24 protein-coding genes are annotated in these 19,319 nt (G+C 67.1%); 15 read left to right on the top strand and 9 right to left on the bottom strand.

Annotated features, from left to right (window positions below; translation table 11 throughout):
- The first annotated feature begins 127 nt into the window (after window positions 1–127).
- From ACHZD8_RS15390 to ftsH, 4 genes are all read left to right on the top strand, one after another.
- Window positions 128–811, top strand: coding sequence for an ABC transporter ATP-binding protein (locus ACHZD8_RS15390; protein WP_394771307.1), 684 nt, complete (start codon window positions 128–130; stop codon window positions 809–811).
- Window positions 808–2,028, top strand: coding sequence for an ABC transporter permease (locus ACHZD8_RS15385; protein ID WP_394771306.1), 1,221 nt, complete (start codon window positions 808–810; stop codon window positions 2,026–2,028). Before ACHZD8_RS15390 ends, ACHZD8_RS15385 begins: the two co-directional genes overlap by 4 nt.
- A gap of 496 nt (window positions 2,029–2,524) precedes the next feature.
- Window positions 2,525–2,851, top strand: a complete 327-nt coding sequence (locus tag ACHZD8_RS15380) for an antibiotic biosynthesis monooxygenase family protein (protein ID WP_394771305.1) — start codon at window positions 2,525–2,527, stop codon at window positions 2,849–2,851.
- A 225-nt stretch (window positions 2,852–3,076) separates the two neighbouring features.
- Window positions 3,077–4,954 (top strand): ATP-dependent zinc metalloprotease FtsH, encoded by a 1,878-nt coding sequence (ftsH, locus tag ACHZD8_RS15375; RefSeq protein ID WP_394771304.1) that lies wholly within the window; start codon window positions 3,077–3,079, stop codon window positions 4,952–4,954.
- 186 nt (window positions 4,955–5,140) lie between these two features.
- Here the strand turns inward: ftsH and ACHZD8_RS15370 are convergent, their stop codons facing one another.
- The 3 genes from ACHZD8_RS15370 to ACHZD8_RS15360 form a co-directional block, all read right to left on the bottom strand.
- Window positions 5,141–5,407: a hypothetical protein gene (locus ACHZD8_RS15370; RefSeq protein WP_394771303.1), complete on the bottom strand. Its 267-nt coding sequence runs from the start codon at window positions 5,405–5,407 to the stop codon at window positions 5,141–5,143.
- Window positions 5,408–6,033: 626 nt separating this feature from the next.
- On the bottom strand, window positions 6,034–6,315 hold the full coding sequence (locus ACHZD8_RS15365; protein ID WP_394771302.1) for a hypothetical protein: 282 nt from the start codon (window positions 6,313–6,315) through the stop codon (window positions 6,034–6,036).
- A gap of 96 nt (window positions 6,316–6,411) precedes the next feature.
- A complete protein-coding gene (locus ACHZD8_RS15360) occupies window positions 6,412–7,464 on the bottom strand; it encodes a hypothetical protein (protein ID WP_394771301.1) in 1,053 nt (350 codons plus the stop codon).
- Window positions 7,465–7,619: 155 nt separating this feature from the next.
- Between ACHZD8_RS15360 and ACHZD8_RS15355 the strand changes: the two genes are divergently transcribed.
- From ACHZD8_RS15355 to ACHZD8_RS15335, 5 genes are all read left to right on the top strand, one after another.
- Complete coding sequence (locus ACHZD8_RS15355; RefSeq protein ID WP_394771300.1) at window positions 7,620–8,213, top strand: hypothetical protein; 594 nt, start codon at window positions 7,620–7,622, stop codon at window positions 8,211–8,213.
- An 84-nt stretch (window positions 8,214–8,297) separates the two neighbouring features.
- Complete coding sequence (locus ACHZD8_RS15350) at window positions 8,298–8,525, top strand: three-helix bundle dimerization domain-containing protein (protein ID WP_394771299.1); 228 nt, start codon at window positions 8,298–8,300, stop codon at window positions 8,523–8,525.
- Between the two features lie 134 nt (window positions 8,526–8,659).
- Window positions 8,660–8,800, top strand: coding sequence for a hypothetical protein (locus tag ACHZD8_RS15345; protein ID WP_394771298.1), 141 nt, complete (start codon window positions 8,660–8,662; stop codon window positions 8,798–8,800).
- A complete protein-coding gene (locus ACHZD8_RS15340; protein ID WP_394771297.1) occupies window positions 8,797–9,078 on the top strand; it encodes a hypothetical protein in 282 nt (93 codons plus the stop codon). Before ACHZD8_RS15345 ends, ACHZD8_RS15340 begins: the two co-directional genes overlap by 4 nt.
- Window positions 9,079–9,153: 75 nt before the next feature.
- Window positions 9,154–9,837: a BON domain-containing protein gene (locus ACHZD8_RS15335; RefSeq protein WP_394771296.1), complete on the top strand. Its 684-nt coding sequence runs from the start codon at window positions 9,154–9,156 to the stop codon at window positions 9,835–9,837.
- Here ACHZD8_RS15335 and ACHZD8_RS15330 read toward each other — a convergent pair.
- Window positions 9,831–10,493: an alpha-ketoglutarate-dependent dioxygenase AlkB gene (locus ACHZD8_RS15330; RefSeq protein WP_394771295.1), complete on the bottom strand. Its 663-nt coding sequence runs from the start codon at window positions 10,491–10,493 to the stop codon at window positions 9,831–9,833. The genes ACHZD8_RS15335 and ACHZD8_RS15330 overlap by 7 nt on opposite strands.
- A gap of 156 nt (window positions 10,494–10,649) precedes the next feature.
- Between ACHZD8_RS15330 and ACHZD8_RS15325 the strand changes: the two genes are divergently transcribed.
- Both ACHZD8_RS15325 and ACHZD8_RS15320 read left to right on the top strand, forming a co-directional pair.
- Window positions 10,650–11,699: a GAF domain-containing protein gene (locus ACHZD8_RS15325; protein WP_394771294.1), complete on the top strand. Its 1,050-nt coding sequence runs from the start codon at window positions 10,650–10,652 to the stop codon at window positions 11,697–11,699.
- 125 nt (window positions 11,700–11,824) lie between these two features.
- The gene (locus tag ACHZD8_RS15320; protein ID WP_394771293.1) at window positions 11,825–12,280 is read left to right on the top strand and encodes a GyrI-like domain-containing protein; all 456 of its coding nucleotides are present in this window, start codon (window positions 11,825–11,827) and stop codon (window positions 12,278–12,280) included.
- A gap of 4 nt (window positions 12,281–12,284) precedes the next feature.
- Here the strand turns inward: ACHZD8_RS15320 and ACHZD8_RS15315 are convergent, their stop codons facing one another.
- The 4 genes from ACHZD8_RS15315 to ACHZD8_RS15300 form a co-directional block, all read right to left on the bottom strand.
- On the bottom strand, window positions 12,285–12,923 hold the full coding sequence (locus tag ACHZD8_RS15315; protein ID WP_394771292.1) for a hypothetical protein: 639 nt from the start codon (window positions 12,921–12,923) through the stop codon (window positions 12,285–12,287).
- 66 nt (window positions 12,924–12,989) lie between these two features.
- Complete coding sequence (locus ACHZD8_RS15310; RefSeq protein WP_394771291.1) at window positions 12,990–13,397, bottom strand: hypothetical protein; 408 nt, start codon at window positions 13,395–13,397, stop codon at window positions 12,990–12,992.
- Window positions 13,394–14,641 carry a serine/threonine-protein kinase gene (locus tag ACHZD8_RS15305; protein ID WP_394771290.1) on the bottom strand — a complete coding sequence of 416 codons (1,248 nt, stop codon included), beginning with the start codon at window positions 14,639–14,641 and terminating at the stop codon, window positions 13,394–13,396. The genes ACHZD8_RS15310 and ACHZD8_RS15305 overlap by 4 nt, the downstream gene beginning before the upstream one ends.
- Window positions 14,642–14,689: 48 nt before the next feature.
- Window positions 14,690–15,211, bottom strand: coding sequence for a DUF2127 domain-containing protein (locus ACHZD8_RS15300; RefSeq protein ID WP_394771289.1), 522 nt, complete (start codon window positions 15,209–15,211; stop codon window positions 14,690–14,692).
- 79 nt (window positions 15,212–15,290) lie between these two features.
- Here ACHZD8_RS15300 and ACHZD8_RS15295 point away from each other — a divergent pair, with 79 nt between their 5' ends.
- The 3 genes from ACHZD8_RS15295 (at window position 15,291) to ACHZD8_RS15285 (ending at window position 16,814) form a co-directional block, all read left to right on the top strand.
- Window positions 15,291–15,896 (top strand): cation transporter, encoded by a 606-nt coding sequence (locus ACHZD8_RS15295; protein WP_394771288.1) that lies wholly within the window; start codon window positions 15,291–15,293, stop codon window positions 15,894–15,896.
- A gap of 109 nt (window positions 15,897–16,005) precedes the next feature.
- A complete protein-coding gene (locus ACHZD8_RS15290; RefSeq protein ID WP_394771287.1) occupies window positions 16,006–16,254 on the top strand; it encodes an SHOCT domain-containing protein in 249 nt (82 codons plus the stop codon).
- Entirely contained in the window at window positions 16,251–16,814 is a 564-nt protein-coding gene (locus ACHZD8_RS15285; protein WP_394771286.1) for a sulfocyanin-like copper-binding protein, read from the top strand. Before ACHZD8_RS15290 ends, ACHZD8_RS15285 begins: the two co-directional genes overlap by 4 nt.
- Window positions 16,815–16,822: 8 nt before the next feature.
- On the opposite strand, the gene ACHZD8_RS15280 is transcribed toward ACHZD8_RS15285, so the two are convergent.
- Window positions 16,823–17,428 carry a glycerol-3-phosphate responsive antiterminator gene (locus ACHZD8_RS15280; protein ID WP_394771285.1) on the bottom strand — a complete coding sequence of 202 codons (606 nt, stop codon included), beginning with the start codon at window positions 17,426–17,428 and terminating at the stop codon, window positions 16,823–16,825.
- Window positions 17,429–17,774: 346 nt separating this feature from the next.
- Between ACHZD8_RS15280 and ACHZD8_RS15275 the strand changes: the two genes are divergently transcribed.
- Window positions 17,775–19,223: an FAD-binding oxidoreductase gene (locus ACHZD8_RS15275; protein ID WP_394771284.1), complete on the top strand. Its 1,449-nt coding sequence runs from the start codon at window positions 17,775–17,777 to the stop codon at window positions 19,221–19,223.
- Window positions 19,224–19,319 lie beyond the last annotated feature (96 nt).

Genomic DNA, 19,319 nt, shown 5'->3' with positions numbered 1-19,319 from the left:
CTGGCGACTCGCTCGTGCCACCCGGCGGGGACTTTCGGCTCTGGGCGTCGGGCACCGCGCGTTCGTAACCTAGGGGCATCGGGCGTCGCTCAGTGACCCCGCCGCGGTCGGCGCGAGGGGATGAGGCATGATCCGAGTCGAGAACGTCTCGAAGGTCTACACCCTCGGCACGGTGAAGGTGACCGCCCTGCGAGACGTCTCGTTCGCCGTGGACGACGGTGAGATGGTGTGCATCAACGGTCGAAGCGGATCGGGCAAGAGCACGCTCCTGCGCCAGCTCAGCCTGATCGACAAGCCGACCGCCGGACGGGTGGTGTTCGACGGAGTCGATGTCGTGTCCCTCTCCGAGCGGCGCAGATCGGAACTTCGTCTCGGCCGTCTGGGCTACGTGTTCCAGGAGTATGCGCTCATCCCGGAGCTCACGGCCGAGGAGAACGTGTTTCTGCCCGCGATGATGCGCGGGAGGAACGCCGGGCAGTATCGGTCTCGGGCGCGCGGTCTGCTCGAACTCGTCGGTCTCGGCGCGCGGGTCGCGCACCGTCCCAAGGAGTTGTCCGGCGGCGAACAGCAACGCGTGGCCATCGCGAGAGCCCTCGTGAACGAGCCATCCGCGATCTACGCCGACGAGCCGACGGCGAACCTCGACTCCGTCTCCGGCCAGGGGGTGATGCAGACCCTCACTCGTCTGAACGCCGAATTGGGCGTCACCATCCTCTTTGTGTCCCACGATCCGGACGACGGCCGGTACGCCTCGCGCACGATCCACCTGCGTGACGGCGAGCTCGTGGACGAGCCGGAGGCCGCCGGATGATGCGGCTGGGACGCTCCCTCAGGGTCGCCTTCTTCCTGGCGTTCAAGGGGCTCGTGCGCGGCAATTTCGGCGTCACCGCCATGACGATCCTGCTGATGGCCCTCATCTTCGTCGACGTGCTCTTCCTGCCGGCGCTCATCCGGGGCGCGGTGCGCACCATCGACGGCCAGGTGATCAACACCGTCACGAGCGACCTCGTGATCACGGCATCCGCGGGATCCGGCACCATCGACAATCGGGAGGCACTGCTCGCTGAGATCGAGGGGACGAAGGGAGTGCGGGCGGCGACCGCCACGACGCGCGTGGGGACCCAGATCAGCCATGGCAGCGAGTCGAACGCGTGGTCGGTCGACGCCATCGATCCGGCTCGCTACCGCCGTGTCTTCACGACTCCCGACCACCTCATCGAGGGATCATTCCTCCGCGGCACCGACACCACGGGCATCGTCCTCGGAGTGGATGTCGCGGGCGCCGACAGGACCCGCGAGCGCACCTACTCCCGCTCGCTCAAGACCGTGCACGCCGGCGACACGGTGACCGTCACCCTCACGGGCGGGGTGACCCGCCCATTCATCGTGCGGGGCATCTACCAGAACCGATTCCCACTCTCGGACCAGGGAGCGTTCATCACCGATGCCGCGGCGGCGGCGATCCTGCCGAGAGTCGCCGATCGGGCGACGGCGATCTACGTGAAGGCCGACGCCGGGGTCTCCTCCGTCGAGCTGAAGTCCCGCCTCGACCCGCTGCGAGACGGGCTGAACCTCCAGACTCCCGAGCAACTGACGGCGGCCATCCAGGACCAGATCGACACCTTCGACCTCATCAACAACATCATGAGAGCGATGTCTCTGCCCGTCGCCGCCATCACCGTGTTCATCATCACCTATGTCGATCTCGTCAATCGGCGGAGGCAGATCGGCATCGAGCGGGCCATCGGGATCACCGCCACGGCGATGGTCGGCAGCTACGTGATCAAGACCGTCGTGAACGCGATAGTCGGCACCCTGGTCGGCCTGGCGGTGTTCGTTTTCGCCCTCACACCGTTCGTGCAAAACCACCCGTTTCAGTTTCCCAACGGACCGGTCACCCTCGTTCTGGATGCCCAGGAGGCCGCCAGGAACCTCGCCGTGCTCGTCGCCGTTGCCGTCGTTTCGGTGTTGATCCCCGCGGTGAGGGCGATGCGGATGAAGATCCTTGACGCGATCTGGGGATCATGATCACCGCAGGTCGGCCGCGGTATTAACCAGCAGTTGCGTGGAGGTGAACAAATACTGAATACTGGTGCACGCCGAGCCAGTTCGGGTCTGTCACGGCGTGTCCTCGTGGAGGACGGGTGCGGGCTCGGTCGTCGACCGAGCCCGCATTCGGGCCTCCGGGTGTGCGGGAATCGGATCGTCGTCTGTCGGCCGGTCGCCCGTGCCCCTTGACTTCCCTGGAACCGGGATGCGAATCGGCCCAGTCTCCCCGAAGAATGCAGCCTGCACAGTGATCCCCTTCACTACCAGTGGCAAACGGATGCTGCGGCGTCGCAGCCGGCGTGAGGTCGCGACAGGTGGTGGGTCCGGTCCGAAGGAAACCCCGTCCCCCGAATACTGCCGAGTATCGCGCTGAACGCGACCAATTGTCAATGGTGGGCCGCCATCGCCACCAAACTCGCAGCGGGCGATGCCAGCATGGTGCTACCACCCCGCACCGACGCAAGGAAGAAGTCCCATGACTGTCATTAAGATCAACGCCATCACGGTTCCCAGCGACAGCGGGGACGAGTTGGCGAAACGATTCGCCGCCCGTGCCGGCGCCGTCGACGATCGGCCGGGCTTCGAGGGCTTCGAACTTCTCAAACCCACCGACGATCGCACCACCTGGCTCGTGGTGACCCGTTGGTCAGACGAGGAGTCGTTCCAGTCCTGGGTGAACTCCCCCGCGTTCGGCCACGGTCATCGCAGCGAGTCCGAGCGATCCGGCGGGCCGGCTCCCGCGCACGTGGGTGTCAGCAGCGAACTGTGGTCGTACGAGACCGCCGGCGGCACCGCCCGCTGACCTCCCCGGCCTCGCCTAATAGGTCCCGCCCGCGCGTTTCTCCGGAGGGTTGCCGCTCAACTGGCCGAAGTCGGGCTTTTAGGCGGCAATTCGGGCCTCCGTGAACCGAACCTCCGGAGAAACGCGTGTGGATGGCGCGCCGCTCGGCTGGTAGCGCGCCCGGTGCGGCGCAATGGGAGGACTTTGGACCATACCCTGCCGCACGCCTGCAGCCACTCTTGAACAATGGATGCCCCCGACTCGAGTGACCAGCGCAAGCCGGGCTTCTTCGGCAGGCACCAGTGGATCCGCTGGGTGGCGCTGTCCGTGGTCTTGATCGCGGCAGGGGTCTACCTCTTCTCGATCGCCCTGCCCGGATCCTCCGCCGAGAACCTGAGCTACTCCAAGTTCCTCACGGCCGTGGAGGCCGGGAGGGTCTCCGATGTCTCGATCTCGGCAGATGGCGCGGCCGCAGGCACGATGAAGGCGGGCACCCTGTTCACCACGGCGATCCCGGTCGTCGACGTGACCCTCCTCGAGACGCTCAAGGCGGCGAAGGTGGACGTGACCGCCGTTCCGGCCGCGACCTCGTCGATCTGGTCGACCCTCGCCGGATGGGCCTTCACGCTGCTTCCCTTCGTAGTGCTCGGTTGGTTATGGTGGCGAATGGCGAGGTCGCAGGGGGACGCCCAGGGACTATTCGGATTCGCCCGGTCCAAGGGCAAGCTGTTTGAGTCGACCGGTCCCAGGACCACCTTCGCGGATGTCGCGGGATACGAGGGCGTGAAGGCCGAGGTCTCGGAGATCGTCGATTTTCTTCGCACGCCGGATCGATATCGCAGGCTGGGGGCGAAGATCCCCCGCGGTGCCCTCATGGTCGGCCCACCGGGCACGGGCAAGACGTTGCTGGCGCGGGCGGTGGCCGGCGAAGCGGGGGTGCCGTTCTTCTCCGTCGACGGATCGAGTTTCGTCGAGATGTTCGTGGGTGTTGGCGCCTCGCGCGTGCGAGACCTGTTCAAGGAGGCCCGCACCCGCGCTCCGGCCATCGTCTTCATCGACGAGATCGACTCGATCGGTCAGCGGCGATCCGGCACCTCGTCGTTCGTCTCGAATGACGAGCGCGAACAGACGCTCAATCAGCTGCTGGCCGAGATGGACGGCTTCGACGCCGCCAGTGGCGTCGTGGTGCTGGCCGCCACGAACAGGCCCGATCTGCTCGACGCCGCCCTGCTTCGCCCGGGGCGTTTCGATCGCAGGATCAGCGTGCCGCTGCCGATGGTCTCCGAACGACGGGCCATCCTCATGGTCCACTGCCTGGGCAAGCCGATCGAGACGGGTGTGGACTTCGACGTGATCGCGCGCGGCACTCCCGGCTTCTCGGGAGCCGATCTGGCCAATCTCGCGAACGAGGCGGCGATCGAGGCCGTGCGCAATTCCCGCGACAGCATCACCCAGGCCGACTTCGATGCCGCCCGGGATCGTCTGGTGTTGGGACGCCGAGACAACTCGACCGTGCTGCTTCCCGAGGAGAAGGAGGCGATCGCCGTTCACGAGTCCGGGCACGCCCTCGTGGCAGCGCTGTGCCCCCGGGCCGACCCTGTCTCCAAGATCACCATCCTTCCGGCCGGTGAGAGCCTGGGCGCTACTCATCAGCTGCCCGAGGTGGAGCGCCACCTGTACGGTCAGGACTATCTCACCGACGACCTGGCCGTGCGGCTCGGCGGCCGGGCGGCCGAGATCGTGGCCTTCGGCCAGGGCTCGTCCGGCGCGAGCAACGACCTGCTGGGGGCGACAGCCCTGGCCACGAGGATGGTGCGGGAGTTCGGCCTGTCGCCGCGCCTCGGTCCGGTGAGCTATTCACACGCCGACAATGGGAGCGGTTCGTTCTTCGATCGGCCGTATTCCGACGACACGCAGGCCGCCGTCGACGGCGAGGTGGCTCGACTGCTTCGGGAGGCCGAGGCCCGCGCCATCCAACTCATCACCGCCCACCGCGGGGTTCTCGACCTGCTGTCCTCACTGCTCGTCGAGCGTGAGACTGTCGATGGCGGCGTCGACTACGACCTCATTGCGGCGGAGAGCTCGGCCGTGACCGGCGCCGGCGACCAGCTCCGTCGAGCGTGAGCGAGAGGTAGGCGAGCAGCGACAGCGGGATCGGCAGCCAGTACTGGAGCAGGCGCCAGCCGATCACCGCCAGAGGCGCGGTGGAGTGCGGTGCGCCAAACGCCACGGTCGCCGGAACGAGCACGCCCTCCACGATCACCAGCCCACCGGGCGAGATCGGTGGCCTCCCGGCCTAGGGCCGCGGGGCTAGTTCGGCGCGGCGAAATGCACCGAGAGCGGAGTGGTGGCCGAGATCAGGAGCAATTCCACACCCTCGCGATGCAGCAGCGGCACGAGTTGAGCGTCACCATCGTCGATGAGTCCTTGGGCGTGATGCAGGAAGATCCCTGCCATTTCCGCCGAGGCGACGAATTTGCGACCGCCGTGATGGATGCAGACCGGCCGGGTGTTCCTCGTCGTCCTGGCGCGATCCTCCGACGTCTCGGCGAGCATCGTCCGCGCCAGGCCGATCACGAGTTGAGGTCCATTGTTCGCTCCACTCCGAGGGTCTGGGGAGATGTGGCCGAACGGACGCAAACGCTCCCTCAGCCGGGCACCTTCGATCCTGGCGGACTTCGCTCGACCGATTAGGGGCTTAGGTCCCTCTGAGGCCGATTGCGCACGGGGCGGTGCCGCGGCCGGCCGGTGTCGTTCGGGTCGGCGCCGGCCGGCCGCGGTGTCCGGGGGTGGCGGGCTCCGCGCCACTTCGGCCAGAGTGCCATCCCGCGCGACTCGCCGATGTGCCGAAAGTCCCGAACCGACCGGGCCGCGTCGCGCGGATCCATCGATGCCCGGTCGGCCGGCCACGGTGTCCTAAGTCCCTGTCGGAGAAGGGACGTTGGTGGCACGATAGGCGTCACAGGTTGACGAGTTTCCGTGAGGAGGTCAGCGACCATGAGAGACGAACCCGACGTCTTTTCATCGCAAAGTGCAGAATTCCCCGATCCCGAGCATCCGTATGCCCCGGTGCCGGCCCTGTCGGCCCCGCTGCTGCGCGTAGTCGCGTCGCAGCTCAACGATCAGGTTAGGCACTCACTGCTCCACGCACGGCTCGGACCTCATCCGTTGACCCACCGGCGGAGGGAGCGCGGCTCGCTCGGCTAGGCCGGTGCGACCGACCCACTGCCCGTCAGTTGCGCATCGTCGAGCGACGACAGCCGCACCACGTAGCGGACAGCCCGGTCGAAGTCGTCGAAATACGGTCGCTCAGACGGGAAACGGACCGAACTCGCGCCATAGAGGTTGCCGATCTTGCGGACGCTCCCGATCAACTGGCGTGCCGCCTGGTCCGCGCCGCGCAAGTCATGGATCTTCCAGAGCGTGTTCGAGACCTCGACAACGGCAACACCCTCGAGCATCCATTCGCCGGCCACGGCAGTCATCGCCACTCCCGCCTCGGGTAGAGGAGGCGACGCGCGTCGTCGACTCAGTCACACCGTAAGACCGCCGTCGGCACGTCTGCCGGGACTTTGGTCCGCCTATTCGGTGCCGGCCGGGCTCCAGGACAACGCCTGGCCAACGGTCCGATGCCACTCGGTCGCCGGGAGTTCGCCAGCGAGAACGTCGGTGAGCCAATAGGTGCGGTCGGGATCCCAGCCCGCCAGAACAGTCTTGGCCTCGCCAGCGACGATTGCTCGCCCGGCTGCGCACAGGTACCCCCACACGGTGAGGTGCACGGCGTCGAAGTCGTGGGAGACGGCTTCCCAATCCGGAATCACCCAGCGAGTCGCCTCGCCCGTGGTCCTCCACCAGTCGTGTCGTCGCGACAGGCTCAGGTCGAGGGGGTACCGCGTGGCCAGGGTCGACCAGGCCGCTGCCCCGGTGATCTCGTAGACGCGGATGCCGGGCCGAACCGCCACGGGAGTGACCAGGGCCTCTTGCCAGCCCAAGCCGTCCTCGACCAGCGCGAGGCCGATCGCGGCGAGACCCGGCCGGCTGCTGGTCGTGGAGGGGAGGCCGACCAGCGCCGGGATGGACCACCACTGGCCGCTGACCATGGCGGTCGGATCCGATGGTCGTGTCGCGCTCTCACGCTCGTCGGTGAGTGTCGCCGCCCTCCAGGACGCGAGCCTCCCGGCGGCGCCGGCGGTGGCGAGGGGTACGGACGGCGAGTCGTCCAGCCAGCGCACGTGCCGTTGCCGGCGCGTGTCCATCGGGCTGGCCCACCAGGCAGTGCGCGGATCGGCGCAGATGGCCTCGGCGACGGGACGGAGCGCGGCGAGGATCGTGGGTTGAGCGAGAATCGCATGATTCTCGTCTGGCTCCTGCCAGTAGCGTGCGACCTCGGTGGTCTCCCCTAGCGCGCCCCAGAGCCCATTGTCTCCGCGTTCCTCGAGGGCCGAAATCGTCGTCGGGTCGATCTCGCCGAGCAGCGCGGCGAGGGCCTCCCGCACCTCGTCGGCGAGCGGCGCGGCAGCGAACACGGGCAGGGCCGCACGAACCCCCGGGCCGAGAAGTTCCGCCACGGCGAGGCAGAGCCGTCGCCCGCGCGGGCCGGACAGCAGGTCGTCCGGCGTGCGAGCGCGATCCATCGAGCCTTCCATGGGGTTGATCCTAGGGGCCGGGTTGCGACGCTCCTCCCCCGGTCTCGATACGCTTCTCCCAGCGAACCATGCCGGCAGGAGCCCAGGTGCCTCATTCATATCCACTCCATGTGGCAATCGACGCGGAGTGTCGCTGCTGCCGCATGGTTCAGCCGTTCAGGTTCGCCTCGCCGACCGACCAGGTGGTCTGTGCCTTCTGTACACGGCATTTCGGTGGGGACAAGGCCGAGAAGCGGGACGCGGATCACGTGGCGATGTGGTCGGAACTGTACGGCGAGGCCGTGGAAGAGCACGGCCGATTCGTCGCCGAGGCGACCGCGGCACGGCGTGCCGCGGATGCCGAGATCGCCGAACTTCGCGCGCGGGTTGCCGAACTCAGTGGATCCATCGCCGACTCGTTCGAGGGCTCAGACCTCGGCGGCGCGCGCGGCCTGGTCGAGACCGAGGTCATCCGTCGGGCGGAACGAAAGATCGAGCTCTCCCAGCGACTTAACGACCGGATCATGGCCGCGCTGTGGCGGATCGAGTGCCTGCATCGGGACGCCGACACGACAGGCACGTCGTGCACCTGTGGCAAGTCCACCGCGGTCTGTGCCGAATGGAAGGCGGTCGAGCCGCAGCGGCGCGCGCTGCGCGACTGGGAGGCCAGAAACCTGGCGTTGCTGAGGGGCGGGGACCGCCATGCCCTCCCCGAGGAACATCCTGATGCGCGGCGCGCGGGCACATCGAGCCGCTGACGCGGGTGGGGCTCTCTGGGCGGCCCGTGCCGGTGCAACAATCCGGGCTTTGACGCCATCAGGATATGGGTTCAGAATTAGCGAATGGATGCCGACAGAGAGGCCGAGGCCGTGGCCGTGGTCATCGATCGTCTCGCCGAGAAGTTCCCCCGCCTCGGACGAAACGAGGTCGAGCGTGCCGTGCGTGAGGCGCACCAGGCCCTCGACGGCAATCCGATCCGCGAGTACATCCCGGTGCTGGTCGAACACGACGCCAGGCAAGAGCTACGACAGATCACCACGGGCCGGCCCGCTGAGCTCACGATGGCCTGAGTCTGATCGGCACCCGGTTCTCGATCGTCCGCGACCCGTTGGGGTGCTTGCGGCGTTAACCATGCTTCGCCGTGCCCGGGGGTGGAGGGACCTTCGACTCTCCACGACCCGATGGCCAATGCGAACCTTGGCCCATGACCCCACCCCTGTCGAGCACGCAATTGCCCAGCAGGCCTCGAAGGATCACCGCCGTGGTGCTCGCGGTCGTGGCGATTCCCTTGCTGGTTCTCGGCCTGATCGACCCGCTCGAGGGGGCCTCGCCCTTCTGGGCGTGATCGCGCTCGGCGTCGCCGTGCGTCTCCTCTCGAAGGTGCGCCTGCCCCGGCTGGCCTGGATCTCCATGCTCGCCACGGTAGCCATCGGCGCGCTCGTTCTGGTCCTCGCCGTGACCGCGCGCCCCGCTCCGGATGTAGGGGGTAGCGTGGCGTCGCCGATCTCGTTGGTGGTCGTCGTGTTGCTCTGGGTCTATCGCCTCGGAGCGCTCGTCACCCTGGCCGGCGCGGTGATCTACCTCGTTCGACTTGTCTCCTCCATCCCGCGAAACCGGCGATGATCTCGCCTCGGTGAAAAGGGAACCTCGGGTCTTTGTCCCCTACGCGTCCACGGCTCTCGCGCGCATCATTGCCGAATGACCACCCCATCCGATTCCCCGGCAGGCGACGACCTCACTGTAAAAGAGGAGGTCGAGGAGGAGTTGCTCTGGACGCCGGAAGTGGATCCCGCCCGTATCGGCGTGTCGGTGCACGACGGCGTGGTGACCCTCACCGGCGAGGTGCGCAGCTTTGCCGAGCGGATCGCCGCGACCGAGGCCGCGATGGGAGTTCGGGGCGTTCTGAGCGTGGCGGACGATCTCACCGTCGATCTCGCCGCGGAGGCTGTCCAGAGCGACACCCACATCGCTCACGCCGTGCTGGATGCTCTCGCGCGCGAGACGACGATTCCTTCCGGAGCGATCACTGTCGAGGTGCGGGATGGCACGGTCACGCTCCAGGGCGAGGTCGAGTGGAACCACGAGCGGGAAGGCGCGCGGCGAGCCGTCGAACACCTTCCGGGCGTGCGATTTCTCGATAGCCGCATCGAACTGAGCAGACGACCGTCGGCATCCGACACGGAGGAGCGAATCCGCCGGGCCATCGTGCGCAACGCGCAACTGGACGCGAGTCACATCCACGTCTCGATCGACGGAACCGTGGCCACGATCACCGGCGAGGTGCGCTCGTGGGCCGAGAAGAGGCAGGCGTCCCTCTCGGCCTGGCGCTCACCCCATGTCACCTCGGTGCACAACGAGATCAGGGTCAAGCCGAGCTACTGAGACACGCCCCGACTAGGCGCGCCCGCCCGCGACCATCTCGGGCGGAACTGCACGCTGATTCTCGGCCCGACGGCCCGTTTCGTCTTGAGGATCGCGTGTTCGTGGGTGCGTTGGCAACTGCCGCCCATCACGATGAGGTCGCCGTGTCCGAGCGGAAACCGCTGGGTTTCGCCCCCACCCCGCGGTCGCACCGAGAGGGTCCGCTCGGCGCCGACCGACACGATGGCGACCATCGTGTCCCGATCGATGGCGCGGCCGACCCGATCGCCGTGCCAGGCGACGCTGTCGTCACCCGTGCGGTAGAAGCAGAGGCCGGCGGTTTCGAAGACCTGCTCTTCTGGTGCGTCGTAGTGGTCGTTGAGAGCGATGAGTGCTTCGCCGAGAAGCGGATCGGGGAACGACGCCGACGAGCCGAACCATGACACGAGTCGGGGCACCGCCACGACCCGGTCGTACATCTGTCGACTGTCGGCCTTCCAGGTGACCCGGTCGACGAGGCGCTCGAAGAGCTCATCGGAGTTGGCCACCCAGCCCGGTCGGAGGTCGATCCATGCCCCGTGCTCGAGGGTGATCCGCCTCACGGTGCCCGGGAGAGGTTCGAGAGCCGCTGCGGCATCGGCGACGTCGAAGAGGGAGGCTTGAAGGGAAATGGTCACGCGACAAGCCTACGCTAATTCGAACATAGATTCGAAACTAGCGCGCGAGGTGGCACTAGCGCCCCCCCAAAGTGGGACGTACTCTGGAGAAGAGCAACCCCAGACCCCGGTCGCTTTGACTACCGGGGCGCCGTGTGCCCAGGGGCGGGAGTAGTCGTGACGAACCAGTTGGCCGAGACCGACGACCGTGCCCGCCGTCGATCCGCTGGTGGGGTCGCCACTACCGGAGGCGCCGATGCCCGGTTCGATTCGGCGACGATCGAAGCTGCCTCGGATGATCGCGCGTCGCTGCGCATTGTGCTGAGACGGCTGGTGACCGCAGCGGTGGACGCCGGGGGTGCCGATTCGGGCGCCCTCGCGCTCTTCTCGCCGGACGGTGTGCTCACCGAGTTCGTCTCGGTCGCCCGAGCCGAGCAGGTTGACGCGGCGGGCAACCTCGACTCGCCACTGGGAATCGTCGACCTCGTTCTCGACAATCCGATGCCGATCAGGCTAAGCCCCCCGGCCACGACATCCGGCTCCATCGCCGAGCGCCGCACGGTCGAGAGCCTGCTGGGAGTGCCGGTCGCGATCGGCGACTCCGTTCTCGGCTGTCTGTATCTCTGCAACCACAAGTCCGGGCTGTTCGGCGACCGTGACGAGAGGATTCTCGAGGAGTGGGCGGCGGCCGTGGCGCTTGCTGCGGACCACGGTCGCGTGCTTGAGGAGCTGCGTGTCCGTCGCGACTGGACGGCGACCGCCGCCGAGGTGGCCTCCGCGCTCGTGACGAGTGCCGACAGCGAGGCGATGGATCTGTTCACTGACCGGCTGATCGCGCTGACCGACGCGGACTTCGTGGCCCTTCTCCAGGTGAGCCAGGTCACCGGTTCGCTCGTCGTGAGTGCCGTTCGTGGGCTGGAAGAAGACGCCCTCGACGCGGCAGTGCTCCCGGTGCCCGGCGCGCGTGCCCACGGCATCTTCGAGGGGCGCCACCCGATCCTGATCGACGACTGCTCCGAGGCCGGACTCGGCATCCTGCGGGAGGGGACGCTTGGGCCCGGCATGGTCGTGCCGCTCATCGCCCCCAACCGGGCGGAGTCGATCCTGCTGGTGGCGCGAGCGTCTGGGAAGCCGCAGTTCCGCGGCACCGATCTCGAGATGACGGCCGATTTCGCCGGGCTCGCGACGGTCGCGCTCGCACTCGCGACGCCTCACGCGGCACTCTGACCGCTCCGGCAGCGGCGGTGATCGGGGCCGAAGGTCCCTCGTGGTGATGCGGCGGCCGGCCTAGGTTGGAGGGCATCGGCGTCGATCGGTGCCGTGCCGCAGGTGAACGGGAGCGGAGCATCAGCATGAATGTCACACGAGTCGAGCTTGAGCCGCGCACGATCTGCGGCGTGCACGAGGTCATTCCGATGAACGAGATGACCGAGTTCTTCGGGCGTGCCTTCGCGGAGGCCGCAGCCGAGATGGGCAAGCAGGGAGCGTTCCCCGCCGGCCCTCCCGTTACCCTCTATCACGGGATGCCGACAGGCACGATCGACGTGACCGCCGGCTTCCCGGTCTCGAATCAGGTTGCCCCGGCTGGCGAAGTCGTCGTGGCCACCCTCCCCGGCGGCAGCGCGGTGGAGGCAACCCATGTCGGGTCCTACGACACCCTCGCTGACACCTACGCCGAGATCAATTCGTGGATCGCCGATCACAAGCTCACTCCCGCCGAGGACATGTTCGAGGAGTATCTCGTGGGCCCCGACGGCGAAACCGACCCGGCGAAGTGGCGCACCAGGATCGTCTTCCCGCTCGCCTGACCGCTCAGGCGGGGTCGATCGGTGCGCACACGATGATCGGCACCCGGTAGCTGAGCGAGTCGCTGTACAAGCGAATCATTGCCGTGCGGGAGCGCACCTCGCCGCAGTCCCCCGGGCAGTTCACCGGTGGCTGACTCTCGACCGAGACGTGAGTGCGCGTGAGAATCGCCACGTTGAGGTCATCCGGAAGGGCCGCCCATCTCCCGTCGGAATCCGGCGTCGCCCAGTCGAGGACTTCGAGACCGAGCGCTCGGAGGCTATCGACCAGCTCCAGGGTCTGTCGGCTCGGAGTGCTGGTGAGTGCCAGCGAGACCGAGTTGCCCGCGGCGGCGCAGGCGGCAACATGCACGGCGATTCGCAGCGTAGAGGCCTGCGGGCCGGCGACGATCATCACTCGTCCGAGGGGATGAACGTCGATCGCCTCGATCGCCTCTGCGTCGATGCGAAGCGCGCCCACCACATTCCGGGCCAGGTCGCTCTCGAGAAGGAAGATCTGGGCTGCCGCCTGCCGGAGGGCCGGGCCCTTGCACGCGGCAAGCCGAGTGGCGAACACCTTGAGCATCCGCGAACGGGACCTCAGCTCCTTCGGTGCCTGCTCACGGGATGCCGGTGGCCAGTCGTGGACCGCGGCGATGGACTCCATCGGGCTACCGTGACACCGCCCGGTGACGTCCTGACAGTGCCAAAGGTCCCCCCGGCGAGGGAGACCCTAGCCGTCTTTGCCGGGTCCCCTGTCTTTGCCGGGTCCCTTGTCGCCGCCGGGTCCCTTGTCCTTGGTCGGACTGGGCGACGGGGTCGGTGAGGGGGTGGGCGTGGCCCTCGGCCCGAGGTCAGCGCGCACCAGGTCGATGGCGGCCTGGATCCGCGCGCCGCGGTCGCGGCTCACGAGTCCGGCGGCGATGTCCCCGTCGAGTTGACTCTGCAGCGAATCGAGCGAGGCGAGTGCGGCCGCGAAGTCTCTCGAGGCGGCCTGCCCGGCGATGAGCCGCACGGAAGCCTGCAGGGACGACGCGGCATCCTTGCTCAGATCGGTGGTCGGCGCGCATCCGGCGAGCATCACGCTGACGAGAACCACTGCCGCGAGAACCGGCATCCGCGTTCGGCGGGCGCCCATCACTTGGTCACGCTCGCGAGAAGCTGGCGAAGGTGCGCGTCGAGTTGGCCGCCCACCGAGGGCAGGGACGCGGTCGGAACCGGAGCGGGGTTGCCGTGGGCGAACAGCAGGACCACGACCACGACGGCCGCCAGCGCGAGCACGGTGAAACCCACCGCCAGGACGCGTCGAGGGAATCGTCGTCGAGGGCGCGGCATCGGTTCGCGACCCATGACCTCGGTGCGCTGGCCGGTATCGCCGGGGGCTTGGACGGCGGCCGCCGGCGCAGTGTGGCCGCCGAGAACGGCGGTCGGCACGTCGGTCATCAGAGCCGTCGGCGCGTAGTCGGCAGCGTCGAGGCCGTCCTGGGCTGTGGCGAAGGCCACGGTGTCGCTGCGGTCGAGCTGGGAACCCGCGCTGCGCTCGATGGCATGGGCGGATTCGGCGACCTCGAGCGCGGACGGACGCTCCGCCGGACTCTGGGCCGTCATTGCCGTGAGCAGCTGGACCCACGCGGTTCCGAGGCTCGCCGGTACCACGGGGTCCCTGGCGAGCCGAGCGCCGAGCGATTCGATCATCGAGCCGGGGAACTCGCGGGTGCCCGTGAGCGTCTCGAGCAGCACCAGACCCAGGGCGTAGATGTCGGTGGGGGCGCCCGGCGCCTCCCCCTTGGCCTGCTCCGGGCTGACGTAGGCCGCCGTGCCCACGACGGTGCCCGGGGTCGTGAGGCGCGTCGAATCGATGAGGTGAGCGATGCCGAAGTCCGCGAGCTTTGCCCGGAATTCCCGGTTCGACACCGGAGAGGGGGCGAGGAGGATGTTGGCCGGCTTGATGTCCCGGTGCACGACGCCCCGGTCGTGAACGACGTGCAACGCCTCGGCGAGGTCGGCGGCCATGGCCGCGACGTCCGACTCGGCCACCGGGCCGTTTTCGATCCTGGCCCGGAGGGTCGGCCCATCCACGAGTTCCATCGCGAGGTAGGCGCGCTGATCAGACCGGTCCCCCTCGACGTTGGCGTCGAACAGCGTGACCAGCGCGTGGTGGTTCAGCGAGGCGAGCAGCCGGATCTCGGAGGTCTCCCGCCTGAGCGCCTCGGCATCCGTGGCATTGCTGTCGAAGAGTTTGAGCGCTACCGCGCGACCGAGCGACTCGTCCCGCGCCCGGTAGACCGACGCCATCCCGCCGCGACCGATCAGGCTCTCGATGCGGTAGCGATCGCCGACGAGGGTGCCCTCGAGGGCCGCGTCTCGTCCGTGATTCTGTGGCACACTGCTCCTTCGCGACGATCTCACCGCGAGTCGTCGCCGTCCCCCATGCTAATTCACCGGCCGCGACGCGGACTCCGATCCGGTGCGGCTCTTCGGCGGCCTGATCTGGCGGTACTCCCGGTAGACGAAGAAGATGATCAGCGCATCGAGCACCGTGAAGATGGCCAGCCCGATGCTCGGCGCGGTCACGAACGCATAGGCCTGATAGGCGAGGAACACCACGAGCACGCCGATCGCGATCGGATACACCCGGTGGAATTTGCGAAGAAGGCAGTAGACGAGCACGAGTTTGACGACACCGTGGATGAGAAGAAACGCGATGAGGAAGGCGAGGCCGCTTCGGGCCAATTGTGAGTCGAGACGGGCGACGTAGTCGCTGATGAGCCTGGTGGTGGCCGAACTCCCCTCCCGCGCCTCGGATGCCACCGCGGAAAGCACGCTGTGCACCAGGCCGGGCGCCACGAGGAGCAGGAGCCCCACCACGAATTCGATGGCCCCATCGATTCCCTTGACCACGACGCCGATCGTGTAGGCAACATCGATGAATCGCGGGATGCTGTTGGTCATCATGGCACAGACACTAATCGTCCGGACGGTTCGGCGGGAGGCGCCGGGCCACGCAGGGTCGCGAAGCTGACAGAATCGGCTGATGCCACACTCCAGCCCGACCGACATGACGAGCGCGCTGCGACGCCGGGGGCTCGGCCTCGAATGGGCGACGCTGGCCTGGAACGTCGTCGGTCTCGCGGTTCTTGCGGTGCTGGCCGTTCGCGCCTCGTCGGTGGCGCTCGCCGGGTTCGGACTCGACAGCCTCATCGAGATCGGGGCGAGCACCGTCGTGATCTGGGAGCTCCGGGGCACCGGGGAGGCGCGGCAGCGCCGGGCACTGCGCATCATCGGGATCGCGTTCCTCTGCCTGGCCGGCTATCTGCTCGTGCAGTCGCTCGTCGCCATCCTCAACGGGCACCACGCCACCCCCAGCGTGGGCGGAATCGCCTGGACCGCGGTGACCGCGGTGGTGATGTTCGCGCTGGCCTTCGCCAAGCGACGAACGGGCCTGGCACTGGGCAACCCGGTGCTGGTGAGCGAAGGTTCGGTCACCTTCATCGACGGGCTGCTGGCGGTGGCCGTGCTCGTGGGGCTCGCGCTCAACCAACTGGTCGGCTGGTGGTGGGCCGATCCTGCCGCCGGGCTCGTGATCGTCTTCTATGCTCTGCGCGAGGCGGCCCACCTGCTTCGGCCGCGGCCACGGTGAGGACCGCCGTTTCATCGACCCGACCACACGCTCCGGGGGGTTGTCGCGGGGCCTAAGTCCCGGTGCCGCTCGGCCCGTCGCCGTAGCGTCGAACCTGGAGGCAGGCGACATGATGTACGGATTCGGAAGCCAGTGGGGCGTCGTGGGCTGGATCGTCATGGGACTCGTGATGCTGCTGTTCTGGGGCGGCGTCGTGGCGGTCTTCGTGACATTGTTCACGCGGAGAACCCACGCAGATGTGCCGGGCGCGCGGGTGCACGAGGACGCCGAGCGCATCCTCAACGAGAGATTCGCGCGCGGCGAGATCGATGAGCAGGAGTTCACGGCGCGTCGCGCGGCGCTGAGGCGTAAGGAATGACAGCGGTCAGTGGGCGCGTGCTGCTGTGGAGCGCGGTCGCGACGGTGCTGCTCACCGCCGGCTCGCTGGTCACGGTGGGTCTTCTCACGGCGACCGATCCTTCGAGCGCGCGGCTCGGGCAACCCTGTGCCGGGCCGACATCGACCTCGGGCACGGTGGTGAACGCCACGCTGGTCAACCGGGGGATGCGCCGGGCGCCGATGGCGGGCGGGATGGGAGCGGGCGCCATGCGACTGATTTCCGACCGCGCGACCGTTCAGGCGGGGCGGGTGACCTTCGTCGCGACGAACACCGGAACCGTGAGCCACGAACTCGTGATCCTTCCGCTGCCACGAGGCGAACTCGCCGGTTCCCGCCAGATCGGCGACGACGGCACGGTGAACGAATCCGCGAGCGTGGGCGAGGCGTCGTCGAGCTGCGCCGAGGGGTCCGGCGAGGGAATCCTTCCCGGCGCGATCGGCTGGGTCACCGTGACCCTGCGTCCCGGCCGCTACGAGATCATCTGCAACCTGCCCGGCCACTACGAGGCTGGAATGTACGCGCAAATCACGGTCACCTGACTGCCGCTCTACATCAGCCAGACGTCGCGGTTCGACGACGCGATTGCGCTGGCCCCGGCGCCCAGGGCGGCCACGACGTCGTCCTTGTCACAGACCAGTCCCCCGGCGATGAGCGGAATGTCGGTGTCGTTCCGTACCCACCCGATCACCCGCGGCATGCATCCCGGCAGTATCTCGATGGCGTCCGGCTCCGAGATCTTCACCTGCTTGGACACGTTGTTGTAGCTGAACGAATCGACAAGGAACAGTCGATGAACGGCCAGGAGACCAGCAGCCTTCGCCGCCCTCACCATGATGGACTTCGAACTGAGCACGCCGTCGGCCTCGGTATGGGCCTTCAGGAAGTCAACCGTGATCGGCTTGCTCGAGAATCCATCGAGCAGATCGACATCCACGAAGACCGTCTTGCCCGCGTCCTTCAGGGCTGCCACAATGCCGCGAATGGTCATCACGGATCCGAAGAGCACGAAGACGACGGGGCACGGGGCATGCATGACCGCCCTCAGCCCATCCTCGTCCTTGATGCTCGCGATAACGGGATGGAGCGACAGGACGCCGTCGATTCTCGACGATTCGTCGGCCCTGGGGCGGACTCTGCTCGGCGTTACTGGCACGCTTCCACTTCCTTCGTTGAAGATCCCGCTGACGTGCGATCCGGCATCGGAGACACTGGTCTCTTCGGCGGCCAGCCGCTCCCAGACTAGGCCCGATGAACCCGGCGTGTTCCAGGGCCGATCGCCGGGAGCCGCCGGGAGTCCTCGTCAGTGGCCGTGCTAGGCTTCCGCGAAACCTACAACTTCATACCCGTTCCGGCTTTGTCCGGAACTGTTGCTCAAAACTTAGAGAACAGCGACTCCCTTTCGAGGGGATCGCTGTTTTTTGTTTTTAACCCACGAACAGGCGGACATCGTGCTCAACACCAGGAACCCGGAACACCGAGAACGAACTGAATCAGTCGAAGTGACGCCCCTCACGCGTGAGCAGATCGTCAGTGCCTACGTCGAGATTCTCGGAAGCGATCGGGTGATAACCGATGAGCAGACGCTGAAGGACAACAGCGCGGATCGCTACTACAAGGTCGAGAACATCTTCGGAATCTACGCGCTGCCGCTGCCCGCGGCGGTCGTGAAGCCCCGCACGCCGCAGGAGGTGGCGCGGGTGCTGGTGTTCGCGAACGCCAACGGTATCAACGTCGTGGCGAAGTCGGGCGGATCCGCCACCGAGGGCGGCCTCGAGACAGTCGTCGAGAACTCGATAGTCGTCGACGGTTCCGGCATGAACCAGATTCTGAACATCGATACGGCCAACATGCTCGCCACCGTGCAGTGCGGAGTCTGCCTCGAGGATCTCGAGAACGAGCTCCGCGCGATCGGCTACACGACCGGGCACTCACCGCAGTCCAAGCCCCTGGCCCAATACGGAGGCCTGGTCGCGACCCGCTCCATCGGGCAGTTCTCCACCCTGTATGGCGGAATCGAAGACATGCTCGTCGGGGTCGAAACGGTCTTTCCCAACGGCGAAATCTGCCGCATCAAGAACGTACCGCGGCGCGCGGCCGGACCGGACATCCGGCACCTGGTGATCGGCAACGAGGGCGCCCTCAACTTCATCACCGAAGTGACCGTGAAGATCTTCCGCTACTACCCCGAGAACAACCGCTTCTACGGCTACCTGCTGAACGACATGAAGACGGGCTTGGAGATTCTGCGCGAGGTCATCACCCAGGGCTACCGACCGTCCGTGGCTCGGCTCTACGACCGCGAAGACGGACTCTTCCACTTCAAGCACTTCTCGGACGGCCGCTGCGTTCTCATCTTCGTCGCCGAGGGACCGAAGCCCATCGCCGACGCCACCGGAACGGCCATCGAAGAGATCGTGGCCTCGTTCGACTCCGCCGAGCGCGTCGACGACACACTCATTGCGGACTGGTTCGACAACCTCAACTGGGACGTCTCGAAGATCGAGGAGGAACGGGTCGAGATTCGCGACACCCTGATCAACGGCTTCACCACGGAGATCTCGGGCAACTGGAGCGTGATCCACGACATCTACACCAATGCGATGGCCCGCATTCGGAGCGAGATCCCGGCGGACTTCAGCCTTCTCGGCGGCCACTCCAGCCACAGCTACCTCAACGGCACCAACATGTACTTCGTCTACTACTACAAGATCGACGTCGATCCTTCTGAGGAACGGGCCACCTACCACGACCCGATTCAGAACATCATCGTGGAGGAGACCCTCAAGCTGGGCGGGTCGATGTGCCACCACCACGGTGTGGGCAAACACCGCACTCATTTCCTGGCCGAGGAGTACGGCTCATCGCTGTACATGCTCGAGACTCTGAAATCCGCGTTCGACCCGAACGGGATCATGAACCGCGGAACCATCTTCCCGCTCACCAAGTAGCCATCGGTTCCGGCGCGGGTGTTGCGGCGGGCCGGCAGCGATGCCGTGCCTTCCGACGCACCCGCGCAGACCCCAGAACAAAGAGAAATCGAGAAT

This window comes from Lacisediminihabitans sp. (assembly GCF_043726815.1).
In the GTDB taxonomy this organism is placed as follows: domain Bacteria; phylum Actinomycetota; class Actinomycetes; order Actinomycetales; family Microbacteriaceae; genus Lacisediminihabitans.
This window is presented reverse-complemented; position numbering and strand designations above follow the sequence as displayed.

What these genes read in the sequence shown, in the direction of transcription:
- ACHZD8_RS15390 (WP_394771307.1), top strand. Translation starts at nt 128, where the DNA reads ATGATCCGAGTCGAGAACGTCTCGAAGGTCTACACCCTCGGCACGGTG.
- ACHZD8_RS15385 (WP_394771306.1), top strand. Translation starts at nt 808, where the DNA reads ATGATGCGGCTGGGACGCTCCCTCAGGGTCGCCTTCTTCCTGGCGTTC.
- ACHZD8_RS15380 (WP_394771305.1), top strand. Translation starts at nt 2,525, where the DNA reads ATGACTGTCATTAAGATCAACGCCATCACGGTTCCCAGCGACAGCGGG.
- ftsH (WP_394771304.1), top strand. Translation starts at nt 3,077, where the DNA reads ATGGATGCCCCCGACTCGAGTGACCAGCGCAAGCCGGGCTTCTTCGGC.
- ACHZD8_RS15365 (WP_394771302.1), bottom strand. Translation starts at nt 6,315, where the DNA reads ATGACTGCCGTGGCCGGCGAATGGATGCTCGAGGGTGTTGCCGTTGTC.
- ACHZD8_RS15360 (WP_394771301.1), bottom strand. Translation starts at nt 7,464, where the DNA reads ATGGATCGCGCTCGCACGCCGGACGACCTGCTGTCCGGCCCGCGCGGG.
- ACHZD8_RS15355 (WP_394771300.1), top strand. Translation starts at nt 7,620, where the DNA reads ATGGTTCAGCCGTTCAGGTTCGCCTCGCCGACCGACCAGGTGGTCTGT.
- ACHZD8_RS15350 (WP_394771299.1), top strand. Translation starts at nt 8,298, where the DNA reads ATGGATGCCGACAGAGAGGCCGAGGCCGTGGCCGTGGTCATCGATCGT.
- ACHZD8_RS15345 (WP_394771298.1), top strand. Translation starts at nt 8,660, where the DNA reads ATGACCCCACCCCTGTCGAGCACGCAATTGCCCAGCAGGCCTCGAAGG.
- ACHZD8_RS15335 (WP_394771296.1), top strand. Translation starts at nt 9,154, where the DNA reads ATGACCACCCCATCCGATTCCCCGGCAGGCGACGACCTCACTGTAAAA.
- ACHZD8_RS15320 (WP_394771293.1), top strand. Translation starts at nt 11,825, where the DNA reads ATGAATGTCACACGAGTCGAGCTTGAGCCGCGCACGATCTGCGGCGTG.
- ACHZD8_RS15315 (WP_394771292.1), bottom strand. Translation starts at nt 12,923, where the DNA reads ATGGAGTCCATCGCCGCGGTCCACGACTGGCCACCGGCATCCCGTGAG.
- ACHZD8_RS15300 (WP_394771289.1), bottom strand. Translation starts at nt 15,211, where the DNA reads ATGATGACCAACAGCATCCCGCGATTCATCGATGTTGCCTACACGATC.
- ACHZD8_RS15295 (WP_394771288.1), top strand. Translation starts at nt 15,291, where the DNA reads ATGCCACACTCCAGCCCGACCGACATGACGAGCGCGCTGCGACGCCGG.
- ACHZD8_RS15290 (WP_394771287.1), top strand. Translation starts at nt 16,006, where the DNA reads ATGATGTACGGATTCGGAAGCCAGTGGGGCGTCGTGGGCTGGATCGTC.
- ACHZD8_RS15285 (WP_394771286.1), top strand. Translation starts at nt 16,251, where the DNA reads ATGACAGCGGTCAGTGGGCGCGTGCTGCTGTGGAGCGCGGTCGCGACG.